Source organism: Pokkaliibacter sp. CJK22405, from assembly GCF_046614695.1.
Taxonomy (GTDB): domain Bacteria; phylum Pseudomonadota; class Gammaproteobacteria; order Pseudomonadales; family Balneatricaceae; genus Pokkaliibacter.
Map to the genome: position 1 here is coordinate 1 of NZ_JBKKHQ010000032.1, position 12,036 is coordinate 12,036.

Annotated in this window: 10 protein-coding genes; 5 read left to right on the forward strand and 5 right to left on the reverse strand. The window is 54.4% G+C overall.

All coding sequences use genetic code 11. The features are described 5' to 3' along the window. Positions 1 to 111 precede the first annotated feature (111 nt). Entirely contained in the window at positions 112 to 1,011 is a 900-nt protein-coding gene (gene serB / locus ACKC9G_RS18605) for a phosphoserine phosphatase SerB (protein ID WP_411408239.1), read from the reverse strand. A 385-nt stretch (positions 1,012 to 1,396) separates the two neighbouring features. On the opposite strand from serB, the gene ACKC9G_RS18610 reads away from it, so the two are divergent. Further along, entirely contained in the window at positions 1,397 to 3,043 is a 1,647-nt protein-coding gene (locus tag ACKC9G_RS18610) for a hypothetical protein (RefSeq protein WP_411408241.1), read from the forward strand. 107 nt (positions 3,044 to 3,150) lie between these two features. Here ACKC9G_RS18610 and msbA read toward each other — a convergent pair whose 3' ends face one another. Both msbA and ACKC9G_RS18620 read right to left on the reverse strand, forming a co-directional pair. After that, positions 3,151 to 4,914: a lipid A export permease/ATP-binding protein MsbA gene (msbA, locus tag ACKC9G_RS18615; protein WP_411408243.1), complete on the reverse strand. Its 1,764-nt coding sequence runs from the start codon at positions 4,912 to 4,914 to the stop codon at positions 3,151 to 3,153. 52 nt (positions 4,915 to 4,966) lie between these two features. Next, the gene (locus tag ACKC9G_RS18620) at positions 4,967 to 6,301 is read right to left on the reverse strand and encodes a UDP-glucose dehydrogenase family protein (protein WP_411408245.1); all 1,335 of its coding nucleotides are present in this window, start codon (positions 6,299 to 6,301) and stop codon (positions 4,967 to 4,969) included. A 114-nt stretch (positions 6,302 to 6,415) separates the two neighbouring features. Here ACKC9G_RS18620 and ACKC9G_RS18625 point away from each other — a divergent pair, with 114 nt between their 5' ends. Genes ACKC9G_RS18625 through ACKC9G_RS18635 form a run of 3 tightly spaced genes read left to right on the forward strand, consistent with a single transcriptional unit; the run spans position 6,416 to position 9,267 of the window. After that, the gene (locus tag ACKC9G_RS18625; RefSeq protein WP_411408247.1) at positions 6,416 to 7,348 is read left to right on the forward strand and encodes a lipid A biosynthesis acyltransferase; all 933 of its coding nucleotides are present in this window, start codon (positions 6,416 to 6,418) and stop codon (positions 7,346 to 7,348) included. Positions 7,349 to 7,378: 30 nt separating this feature from the next. Further along, positions 7,379 to 8,191, forward strand: coding sequence for a glycosyl transferase (locus ACKC9G_RS18630; protein ID WP_411408249.1), 813 nt, complete (start codon positions 7,379 to 7,381; stop codon positions 8,189 to 8,191). Positions 8,192 to 8,205: 14 nt separating this feature from the next. After that, positions 8,206 to 9,267 (forward strand): glycosyltransferase, encoded by a 1,062-nt coding sequence (locus ACKC9G_RS18635; protein WP_411408251.1) that lies wholly within the window; start codon positions 8,206 to 8,208, stop codon positions 9,265 to 9,267. A 77-nt stretch (positions 9,268 to 9,344) separates the two neighbouring features. Here ACKC9G_RS18635 and ACKC9G_RS18640 read toward each other — a convergent pair whose 3' ends face one another. Further along, positions 9,345 to 10,382, reverse strand: a complete 1,038-nt coding sequence (locus ACKC9G_RS18640) for an ELM1/GtrOC1 family putative glycosyltransferase (RefSeq protein WP_411408253.1) — start codon at positions 10,380 to 10,382, stop codon at positions 9,345 to 9,347. A gap of 2 nt (positions 10,383 to 10,384) precedes the next feature. After that, positions 10,385 to 11,161: a glycosyltransferase gene (locus ACKC9G_RS18645; RefSeq protein ID WP_411408255.1), complete on the reverse strand. Its 777-nt coding sequence runs from the start codon at positions 11,159 to 11,161 to the stop codon at positions 10,385 to 10,387. A 76-nt stretch (positions 11,162 to 11,237) separates the two neighbouring features. On the opposite strand from ACKC9G_RS18645, the gene ACKC9G_RS18650 reads away from it, so the two are divergent. Next, the gene (locus ACKC9G_RS18650) at positions 11,238 to 12,035 is read left to right on the forward strand and encodes a glycosyltransferase family 2 protein (RefSeq protein WP_411408257.1); all 798 of its coding nucleotides are present in this window, start codon (positions 11,238 to 11,240) and stop codon (positions 12,033 to 12,035) included. The last annotated feature ends 1 nt before the right edge of the window (position 12,036 follow it).

The following is a 12,036-nucleotide window of genomic DNA, read 5'->3' on the forward strand; positions in this document are numbered from 1 at the left end:
GTGTTTGGTCGCACTCTCATTTTACTCACTTGGACTCAGGCTTTTTCATTGACTGCCATTTATGGGACAGCAGTGCCTTGGCCTCCTTTTTTGTCTACGTTTTTAGAGGACTCAGGCCTCAAACAGTGCCAGCAGAGCGTCCAGACCGCAGTGCTGAAGCGCATAGTCTGCCTGAGCTCGCACCAAGGGCTTGGCACGAAAGGCAACACCTACACCAGCCACGGCCAGCATTTTAAGATCATTAGCACCATCACCCACAGCCATGGTGGCTGCCAGCTCGAAGCCCTTACGTTCACAGATTTCCTGCAGGCGTTGCGCCTTCATGGCCGCATCGACAATAGGCTCGACCACTTCACCGGTAAGAATGCCATTAGCTTCATCCAATACGTTGGCGTGAATTTCATCAATGCCAAGACGCTGCTTCAGGCGATTAGCAAAGTAGGTAAAGCCGCCGGATAAAATAGCGGTGCGGACACCACGCGAACTCAGGCCGGCAAACAGCTCTTCAGCACCGTCCATCAGACGAATACGATGATAAACCGCATCCAGTACTTCAAGATCCAGACCTTTTAGCAAAGCCATACGGCGGGTGAAGCTTTCGCGGAAATCGATTTTCCCCTGCATGGCCTCTTCGGTGATGGCCGCAACCTGCTCACCGATTCCGGCTTCTTTAGCCAGTTCATCAATGACTTCGGCCTGAATCAGAGTCGAGTCCATATCAAAGCAAGCCAGTTTACGCTTACCAGAAAAAGCCGATACGGGTTCGCACAGCAGGTCACAGCCAGGCAGCATCTCATCCCACTGGTCACGAACCGCCTTTACCGCGGCGGCTGAGGCATGGATGCTAAAGCACCAGCCTTCAGTCTTCGCGACATCCACCACCTTTGCCTCTGACAGCAAAAAGTGCGCTTTAAGAGCAGACTCAACATGAACCAGATCCTGCTGAACCTGTGCTTTAGGTTGAAGAACGAAAAGACGCCACAGAATAGGCGCATCAGAGGCTGTCGACATGGCAATGGTAACTCTTGCTGAAACAGGCCTGATTCTGCTGACCTGCTTAGAATGATTCTGGTAAAAACGCTTGGATTATTGCTACTGAGTTTGAATGCCTGAACACGCCTCCTGACGCAGGGATACCTCACTGCGAACAACGGGCAGACAATAAGCACAGGTCATTAAAAAACAGAGCGACATCATACCTTTCCTGACCTGACTTTGCTTGCACACTCAGCAAAAGATAAACATTTCTTTCCACCCTCCCAGAAAGCTGCTGCAATCCCTCAGCCTGCCGTTATAATCGGGCCTCTTACTGTCGTTATCTGGAGCCTGGTTAAGCCTCATCATGCTGGAACGTTTGCCCCCCCGGTCCCGTACTCCGCTAGGACTCAGTATCCGCATGGTCTGGGTTTGGTTGCTCACGTTACTGGCCGGTCTGGCCATCGGAGCAGCGCTTCTCTCACGTCAACTCGACAATCTGACTCACGAGCAAACGGACCTTCTCAAGAAGGAACTGCTTGAACAAACCCAGCTTGCCGCCGTCCCCTTGCTGATCGCAAACGATCGTATCGGCCTCGGCGTGATGGTGAGTGATCTGCAGCAGCGTTCACTGGTGTCAGCCATCGCGCTTTATAAAGATGACAACGTCATCGCTCGCGCAGGCAGCGTCTCTCAGGGCTTTGATGAAACCCGTTATATCCAGGTCAATCAGCAGGAAGTCGGCGTACTGCGTATCCGCTGGGGTGACCCGGAATACCCGGTCAGTCTGGGCGCGCTGGCCCAGCAATACGGCCATGAATACTTCGCCCTTATCATTCTGATGCTGATTCCCATGCTGGTGCTGGCCGTTCGCCAGCAGCTACCGCTGCGTCGCCTCACCCGTGCCTGCGTGGCCCTGCGGGAAAATGACAAATTTGCTCCACTGGATGAGCGCCGCGAGGATGAGTGGGGCTACATCAATTACTGCTTCAATCGTTTCCACGCCGAGCATCTGAAAGATGAGCCACATCTGCTGCCGCTGGAAGAAACCACCCTGCCCCAGCATGAGCTGGACCTGCAGCCGATGGACTATGAACTCGGCAGCGATAACCGTGACCCTTTACAGAATTTTTCACTGGATCTGGCACAGGCCGATCAGGATCAGCTGTTTGACGAACCGGAAGACGAACAGGATCCGGTGTTTTCTGAGACCTCCGATCCTGAGGATGAGGACGATCCGTTCGACAAGAAGACACGCAGCTTCTTCCAGCGCCTGACGGGCAATAAGCCTAAGACCCAGGCCCGCCCGGCTTCTCAGGAACCTGATTTCGGTGAAGCCTTGTTTGATGGCGACTCATCCCGTTCTGCGCCAACCAGTGCCTTTGTCGCAGAAGACGATGCCTGGCCACTGCGCGAGACGCCCTCTGTTTCGGCTGCGCCTGCCAAGGAGAAAGCCCCCTTTGCGCCACTGCAGGGCTTGCCGCAGGATCTGGCTGACACCATTGCCGCACAAGCACTGGAAACGGTGTTTGTACTCTATGTCAGTCAGGGTCAAAGCGCCGGCTATACCTCAGCGCAGGAACGCGAAGAAGTCCTGGCGCGTTACCATGACTTCATCAATCAGGCCTGTAAGCTCTATGGCGGCATGGTGGAGTTTGATCATCAGGACAATATTTTCGTCACTTTTGATCAGCCCCAGCGCGATGACACCCATGGCGTCAATGCCCTCTGTGCAGCCCTGCTGTTTAATGGCCTCTACAAAAGCTTTAACCAGCTGCGCATCAAGTCCCTGAAACCCATCATTAACCTGCAGTTAGCCCTGCATTGTGGCGAGCTTCAGCATCTCGGTGAGCTAACCAGCGAAACCCTGAGCCTGATTCGCAGCACCAGCAGCAACCAGTTGGTTATTTCCCGTCAGGTGTATGAGAACGACACCCTGCGCGAAAAGATGCTGGATGACCGTTATATTCGCCCTGCCGGTAACGATATTTTCCTGGTGGAGCGGCTGCAGGATCGTCCTCAGCGACTGCTTGAACGGCAGGTGGTTCACTTCTCCCAGAAGCGTTAAACCTCTATTCCAGTTTTTCCAACATAAAAAAAGCGGGACTCTTTCGAGTCCCGCTTTTTGTTCCTGATCAGCTGATCTACTGAGTTGATCGCAGATCAGACAACGTTTTATTCATCCTCGAACTGGCGCTGATGCAGGCGGGCATAAGCGCCATCAAGTGCCAGCAACTCAGCATGAGTGCCCTGCTCCACAATCTGCCCCTGATCCATCACCAGAATGCGGTTGGCATTCTCAATGGTCGACAGGCGATGAGCGATAACCAGGGTTGTCCGGCCTTTCATAATAGCCTCCAGCGCAGACTGAATGTGTCGCTCAGACTCGGTATCCAATGCCGAGGTTGCCTCATCCAGAATCAGCAGCGGTGCATCCTTGAGAACCGCACGAGCGATCGCCAGACGCTGGCGCTGACCACCGGAAAGCAGAACGCCCTTCTCACCGATCAAGGTATCGAGACCGTCTTCCATACGCGAAGCAAACTCCATCACATGCGCAACTTCCGCCGCATGCAGGATATCTACCTCCTGAGGATTGGCGGTTGCATAGGCGATGTTGTCACGCAGTGAACCAGCAAAGAGCACGACCTGCTGATTCACCAGCGCGATCTGCTGACGCAGGTTTGTCAGGCGAAAATCCTGAATACCCACGCCATCAATACTGATGTTACCTTCGCCGATCTCATAAAAACGCGGGATCAGTCCTGCAAGGGTACTTTTCCCGGAACCTGAGCGCCCCACCAATGCGACGGTTTCACCAGGCTTGATCTCAAAGGAAATACCTTTGAGAACCGGTTTATCCGGGCTGTAACCAAAGTGCAGGTTATCAACCACCAGATGGCCTTTGACACGATCAACCTCGACCGTGCCTTTATCCTGCTCGGCGGGTTCATCAATCACTTCAAAAACACTCTCTGCCGCCGCGATGCCTTTTTGCAGAGTGTTATTGATATCCGAGAGATTGCGAAGCGGCTGCACGATCAGACCGGAGGCCGTCAGGAAGGAAATGAAGTCGCCCGGCGTCAGAGTTGAAATCCAGCCTGGGTGCATGGCGACAAACACCAGCATCGCCATCGCTAATGAAATAAAGAACTGGATAACCGGCGTGGAAATCGCATTAGTCACGACCAGCTTCATACCCTGCTGCTGGTTGCGACGACTGGCTTTCTCAAAGCGCTTTTTCTCATGCTCAACACCACCAAAGATACGCACGACCTCAAAGCCCTGCAGTGCCTCAGAGGCGGTATGGGTGACATCGCCCATGGAATCCTGAATACGCTTGCTGAGCTTGCGAAAACGCTTGGAAGCCAGACTCACCACCAATGCAATCAACGGTGCCACCGTGTAAAAGATCAGCGCCAGACGCCAGTTGAGATAAATAAGATAGGCCATCAGACCAATCAGCGTCAGACCTTCTCGCACCAGTGTTCGCAGCGCGCCTGTTGATGCGCCGGTAACCTGTTCAATGTTATAGGTCACCTTGGCAATCAGGTGGCCACTGGTGTGCTGATGATAAAAATGACTGGGCAGATGCATCATCGCGTTAAAAACATCGCAACGCAGGTTGTGCACTACCGAGCGAGAGACATACGCCAGACCATAAGAGCCGATGAAGCTGCCAACCCCACGCAGGACGAAGATCCCCATGATGGCCCCGGCAAACACCCAGTGCGCATTAGGGGTGCGGTTGGTCAGCTCATCCACAATGTATTTCATCAGACCGGCAAAACCTGCCTGGGAGCCCGCCACCATGGCAAAACCCACCATACTCAACAAAAAAGGCAGCCAGTAAGGTTTGACATAGCTCAGCAGACGCTTGTAGATCTGCCAGGCGGTTTGATCAGAAGGTTTAAGGGCAGGAGCAATGGGAGTCTTCATAGAATCCTTGAAAGCGCCCCGAACTCAGTGAACCCGGGGCCAAGCACATGAATTAGCGGCCAATACCGTAATAGGTAAAGCCCTGATCTCGCAACCGCGCAGGTTCATACTGGTTACGACCATCAAGGATGACCGGCTGAGCCAGTTGCTGAGCGATCAGATCAAACTCGGGCTGACGATACTGCTTCCATTCCGTCACCAGTATCAGTGCCTCTGCGCCCTTCAGCACCTCGTACTGATCCTCGCCAAAGACCAGCTTGCCATCGTCAAACCATGCAGGCGGAAATTCACGTCTGGCGGTTTCACGGGCAATAGGGTCATGAGCAACGACTTTCGCCCCCGCTGCGATCAGCGCATTGATCAGAGTGATAGAGGGCGCTTCGCGCATGTCATCGGTACCAGGCTTGAACGCCAGCCCCCACAGGGCAAAGGTACGGCCGGACAGGTTCTGGCTACCCACGTGCTGGCAGATCTTGTCGAACAGCACCGTTTTCTGTTGCTGGTTGCGACGCTCCACCGCCTCCAGAACATGAGCCTCAAAGCCCTGCTCCTGACTCATGTGCACCAGCGCCTTAACATCCTTGGGAAAGCAGGAGCCGCCGTAACCACAACCAGGATAGATAAAGTGATAGCCGATGCGGCTGTCAGAACCGATGCCTTTGCGCACCTTTTCCACATCCACACCCAGGCGATCACAAAGATTCGCGACTTCGTTCATAAAGGAAATTTTAGTCGCCAACATGGCATTGGCAGCGTACTTGGTCATTTCCGCATCACGCACGCCCATGAACAGCACTTTGTCATGGTTACGGGAGAAGGAAGCATAGAGCTGGGCCATAACGCCTTTGGCTCGCTCAGAGTCGGTCCCCACGACAATACGGTCAGGCCGCATGAAGTCTTCAACTGCCGCCCCTTCTTTCAGGAACTCAGGATTGCTGACCACATCAAAGTCGATATCCTTGCCGCGGGTTTTAAGCTCTGCCGCAATCGCTTCACGTACCTTGTCAGCGGTGCCGACGGGCACTGTGGACTTATCGACAATGACCGCATAGCTCTCAAGATGCTGACCGATCTCACGCGCAACCTGCAGCACATACTTAAGATCCGCACTGCCATCCTCACCGGGAGGAGTGCCCACCGCGATGAAATAAATCGAGGAGTCACTCATGGCCTCAGGTAATGAGGTGGTAAAGCGCAGCAAATTATTTTCGACATTACGACGCACCACGTCCTCAAGACCGGGCTCATAAATCGGGATTTCGCCCTGCTTCAGGCGCTCAACTTTGCCGTGATCGACATCCACACACGTCACCCGATTGCCCATTTCTGCAAAACAGGCCCCAGTGACCAAACCGACATACCCTGTACCGACGACCGTGAGACGCACGCCCTACCTCGCTTGTTCCAGCAATTCTTCCTACGCCGATGCCACCCCTCAAGGTGGCCCATGGCAAAACTGCGCTCTATAATAGCGGCATTTTCTCTGGAGCAATAATCTGCCGTGTCTGATGCGACCTCAACCAGCAGCCGTTGGTACCACTTTTTAGCCCCTTCTTACTGGCCAACATGGCTGATTCTGGGCTTTATGCGGATACTGGCCTGGCTGCCGACCTCGCTCGGACTGGCAATAGGCCGTGGGCTTGGCTGGCTCGGCTACAAGCTGATCACCAAGCGCCGCCGGGTCACCTTGGTTAACCTTCGCCTGTGTTTCCCAGAGTTAAGCGAGGATGAACGCGAACGCTTGGCATTAGAGGCTTTCAAGGCGAATGGCATGGGATTCGTTGAAACCGCCTACGCCTGGTGGCGCTCTCATTCCTGGGCGGCCAAGCGGGTGGATGCTGTCGGTCTGGAGCACCTGAATACAGCCCTTGAAGGCGGTCGCGGCGTTATCCTCCTCAGCGCTCACTTCAGCGCACTGGACTTAAGCGGTCCGCTGATTCTGCCTTTTGTACAAAACTCTTCCGTTTTGTATCGTCCACACAATAATGCGCTCATGGAACATTTTATTTTCAAGGGGCGTTCGCGTTTCTGCCGACCGGTTGACCGTAAGGATTTTCGTGGTGTTCGCCGTTCGCTGAAGGAAAACCGTTGCGTCTGGTATGCCCCTGATCAGGATTTCGGCTTAAAAGGCGCCGTCTTCGCTCCCTTCTTTGGGCAGACCGCAGCGACGCTGACCATCACCGCTCGCATGCCCGGACTGAACAACTCGCCGATGCTGATGTTCAGTGCCTATCGTGAAAACAACGGCCGCTACACCCTGATGTTCGAACCCGTTGAAGGCTTTACAGGTGATGAGGTTGCCGATGCCACACTGGTCAACAGTGTGATAGAGCGCGCCATTCGCCGTCATCCTGAGCAATACATGTGGATGCACAAACGATTCAAAACGCAGCCTGACGGCAAGCAAAAACTTTATAAAGCCGCCGGCTGCTGAAGCCCGGCTGCGCTAACACGGAGCGGTTACATGTCCGATCAGGTCAAACAGGTTATCTGTATCAAGTGGGGAACCCGCTACGGGCCAGAGTACGTCAACCGTATTTACTCCATGGTCGAGCGTAATATCACCCCACCCTTTCGCGTGTACTGTCTGACCGATGATAGCGCGGGCGTTCGCGAGGAAGTCATCTGTCGCGGACTGCCAGATCTTGGCGTACCACGCCCCACCAATGCACCAGGCAAGTGGCCAAAAACAGCGATGTGGGGTGACAGTCTTTTTGATATCGAAGGCGTTGTGCTCTTTATCGACCTTGATGTCATCATCACCGGCAACATTGATGATTTCTTCAGCATGGGTAAGCCAGAGGACGTTATCGTCGCGCGTAACTGGGTGAAGCCACTTGAGCGCCTAGGCCAGACCTCGATCTTCCGTTTTGAAATTGGCCGCCATGGCTACATGCTGAATAACTTCCGCAAAGACCCGGAAGGCATCGCTGGCAAATACCAGTTTGAGCAGCGCTACGTCACTCAGTGTATTGAAGGCGGCGTGAAGTTCTGGCCACGCGGCTGGGTTCGCCATTTCCGCATGGACTGTCTTGGCCCCTGGCCTCTGCGCTACCTGCGTCCACCCAAACTCCCCAAAGGATCAAGGGTAGTGATTTTCCCTGGCAAGCCGGACCCTTCCGATGCATTGGTCGGCCGCTGGTCTGATCAGATCGAACCGGGTACCCGCGGTGAACACCTGCGTCGTTTCTTCAAAGGGGAATATCAGGGCAATGGTTTCCGCTTTCTGAAGCGCTTTATGATGCCTGCCGAATGGATTCGCCAGCACTGGCGCTGACAGGGAACCTACACATGAGTCAGCCATTGCATATCGCCCAACTGATGCTTTCCAGCCAGAACGGCGGCGCTGAAACTTTTTTTGAAAAACTCGCTCTGGCGCTCGCCGACAGAGGGGTTAAGCAACATCTCTACATTGAGCCCGACGAGCGACGCATGGCGCTGTTTGCAAATCATCCGATGCTGGAAGTGGTGCCGATCCGCTTTCGCGGCATCCACGAGCCGTTAGGCCATCTGAAACTTCATGCGTCGCTGATGCGTCATCGTCCGCAGGCACTGCTGACCTGGATGAGCCGGGCAATCAAACGCGCACCAACCCGTTACTGCCCCGTCATTGCACGCCTTGGAGGCTATTACCGGGTGCCGCGCTATCGCAAGGCTACCCGTCTGGTCGGCAACACCCCGGATATCGTGCGCTATCTTGTCGAGGAAGGCATCCCTGCCGACAAGGCACTGTGCATTCCCAATTTTGGTGAAGTCGCTGACTCTGGCATGAGCCGTGACGAAGCCCGACGCCGTCTGCGTGCCGAGTTCAGTATTCCTGATAACCATCAGGTGCTGCTGAATCTTGGCAGATTACATAAAGCCAAGGCGCAGGATGTGCTGATTGCCGCTCTGGCTCAGACCAGCAATACGACGCTGCTTATCGCCGGTGACGGCGCCCTGCGGCCTGACTTTGAAGCGCAAATCAGTGCCCTGGGGCTGACGGGACGGGTGCATTTGCTAGGCTGGCGTCGCGATACTGCCTATTTGTTTGCGGGTGCAGACCTTTGTGTTTTCCCCTCGCGGGAAGAGCCCTTTGGCAACGTTGTGGTTGAAGCCTGGAGTCAACAAACGCCACTGATTGCCGCGCGTTCTCAGGGCCCCGCCTGGTTGATCGAGGATCAGCGCACCGGCCTGCTGGTGGACATTGATGATGCAGAAGGACTGGCAGCGGCCATTCGCGACTTGCAATTCAACCCGGAAAAAGCCCAACAGCTGGCTATAGCCGGTCAACAACGCTTCGAAGAAGCCTTCTCGGCAGACGCCATCTGCGCCCAGTATATTGAGCTTTTCAAGTCTCTGCGCCCAGAGTAGGCAGCAATAGCACTCACTCATCGCGCATAAAAAACCACCTTGAACAGGTGGTTTTTTCTTTCTGGCAAGACCGTCCGTCAGAGCAGCTGCTGCTCTTTGCAGAACGCCAGTAACGGTTGTTCAAGCCCCGCCAGCGATAGCGGCTGATGTTCCGATACCGCAGGCCGGTACTCCCCCAGCTGCTGCATGCCGACGGCTTCCACACCGTCAAGCTGAGGAAAGCGTTCGATCATATCGGCAAAGAAAGAGCCCGGCTGCACCACCAGTTTTTCTGGCTGCAGCAGCGTCACAGGCTTGCCGCTGGCCAGCGCTTCGCTCGCCATGGTCAAACTGTCCTGCGTGACCAGTACCCGACTGGCCTGACCCAGATATCCCATCACCACCTTCTCAGGTTGCTGACGAAACAGCACCAGTTTCTCCACCAGCGCTTCATCCAGCTCATCCTCAAGCAGCCCTTCAATATCAGAAGGGGTTCTACGAGAAGTGGTAATCAGCCAGCGAATACCCAGCTGATGGCCAAGCGTATTAATCCCCGCCACCATCGCGCGCCAGTCTGCTTCGGAATAGTGATGGCTCTTGCTGTTCCCGCCAATCAGCACGGCCCAGCATTCGCCCGCACTCACGCCACTCGCACTTACACCTACAGGGAACAGATTCTTCGCCGCCGCCGCGGTTTTCTCTGGCGTCACCGGCGTCGGAATAATGCCCGAGACAAGTGAAGGCACAGCAAATGTGCGCTCGACCGGCGAGATGATCAGAGAAAACCAGTGATCAGGGAAAGGCTCTGGCACCCCGACAAAGATCACAGGCACACGCCAGTACAGCGACAATGCGCGCGCCGCAAAGGCACTTTTACCGCCGCTGCAAATCAGCACATCCGGACGCTCTCGGGCCAGCTCGACGCGGCTACAAAAAGGCAGCAGCATCCTGCACAGCCAGGGGGAAGGCAACGACATCAGCGCCCGCATCGGCGAGCGCAAAAAACCGGGCAGATGATTTTCCACGCTGATCCGCGAGACATTGACCTCAACACCTGCGCGCTCAAGTAGCGCTGCAATCCCTTCTGACTGGGTACGATGCCCCGGTGTGCCCTCGTCGATAATCGCCAGCTGCATGCTTACTCCGGCATCCGCGAAGCACGCTCTGCATCATTCCAGATACGATCAATCCAGGTTGCCGGGCGAATAAATTTGTAGAGGCGCTTATAAGGCTTCTTCACCGGCCAGCGACCGACCACCGCATCGTGCGGGTTCGGATCACCCGGGAATGCCACCACTTTAGCGGTCTCGGGTAAGACAGGCTCCTGCCAGAAGCGTTGTGGCCAGGCAGGGACACAATGAGTCTTGAACAGTACACACCAGGCATCTGGCCAGAAGGTGAGATCTTTTACATTGCGGGAAATATAGGTCTGGGAGTTACGAAACTCGCCAAAGACCTTGGCATGATCAGCCACCAGCTGATCATAAAGATAAGCATCAGCCCCCACACGGAAACGGTACACCGAGGTATTACCGATACGTTTGCCGGGCTGGGTCCAGTTCTGCATCACCACGAAGGTCTTTTCAGGCTGGAAGGTAAAAAAGTCATCCAGTGAGCCGGATACCACGACATCCAGATCCAGATACAGCCAGTCACCGGTCAGGCCGAACAGGTGTTCACTTTCCCGATAAAGGGTGAGCTTGCGCCAGCCAAGGCGACGCTGCGGATCAGGCAGGGGAATAGTAGGACAGTCGTAACACTCGACTTCTTCACGAATGCCACTGGTATCGTCCGTCAGGCAAACAAAGCGAATCGGCCCCGTCGTTTGCTGACGCGCCATGGCGTAAAGACGATTGACATACTCGGCACCGTAAAGCGTGCCCCACTTCATACAAATAAATTGTTTGTTCGCCATGACGTTCCAGCTGGGAATGAAGGTTGGGCCATGCTACCGTAACGGCCTTTAAGGGTCACGGTTTTAGAGGGACCAAATGAAATTTGGAATCATAATTCCGACCTATAATCGCCCGGAATATCTTCGCTTAGCTCTTTCATCCTTACTGTCGCAAAAGTACCAGGACTGGGTAGCCGTTGTGGCTAATGACGGATCCACTCAGGACTATAGCGCGACAGAAAGAGACTTTAATGACCCAAGGATAATCTTCGTAAACCGCCTAATGAATGGCGGCTGTAATGCCGCGCGAAACACTGCCATCGATCGTGCTGTTATTGAAGGCTGCGACTTTATAAGCTTTCTGGATGATGAAGAAACATTACCAATCCACTCGTTAGAAACCGCTGAGAAAACGATCAACGCTCACTCAGCGTATGGCTGGTATATCTGCAATACTTACGGCGAGACCAAGCCTTCTTCCCGCAAAATCATCAAGCACGCCAGGCTAAACTGGCTCGATCACTATCTCTACGGCAAGGAGCTACGCGGGGACAAAATGCACTTTATTCGGTGCTCAGTACTTCGCGAAATCAGGTTTGATCCACGTTACCGCGCCTCGAATATGTGGCCTTTCTATATTCGTCTGGGGAGCCGAACGGCTATCTATGCCTTTCCGGATGCACTCAAAGAGCTTCGCTATTTGCCAACAGGAATCACTAAAACGAATCAACGTCGCGCGCGAAGCCTGAGAGAAATCTATTCCCGCTTTGGCGAACACCTTCTGGCAATTCGCTACCGTCCCACCAAAGTGAAAGCCTGGAAATATCTGCTGCTTGAATTACTTAAAACACCCAAGCGTTTGTTCAACCTTGGCCTTTATAAGCTGACCCACTGAA